At 54.5% G+C, this 220-nt stretch carries 1 rRNA gene; it reads right to left on the bottom strand.

Features of this window, described 5'->3' with window-relative positions:
- A 5S ribosomal RNA gene (rrf, locus tag QC029_RS31030) occupies positions 1 to 62 on the bottom strand; the annotation flags it as partial.
- Positions 63 to 220: the final 158 nt, after the last annotated feature.

Here is a 220-nt window from a genome sequence, read left to right as displayed (position 1 = left end):
AAAGGCTTAGCTTCCGGGTTCGGAATGTAACCGGGCGTTTCCCTCTCGCCATGACCACCGAAACACCAACCACGGATGTTCCAAGCGAACAAACACACTGTTCAATTGAAACCCCAACATCCGGCCAAGCCGGTCGTGGTCTCAGAACCCACACAGTGGACGCGAGCAAATCTATGGTCAAGCCCTCGGCCTATTAGTACCAGTCAACTCCACCCCTCAC

Origin of the sequence: Streptomyces sp. DH37, assembly GCF_029813835.1 — a bacterium.
Classification (GTDB): Bacteria; Actinomycetota; Actinomycetes; order Streptomycetales; family Streptomycetaceae; genus Streptomyces.
Note: the sequence above shows the minus strand (reverse complement) of the source record. Positions and strands in the feature narration are given on the sequence as shown.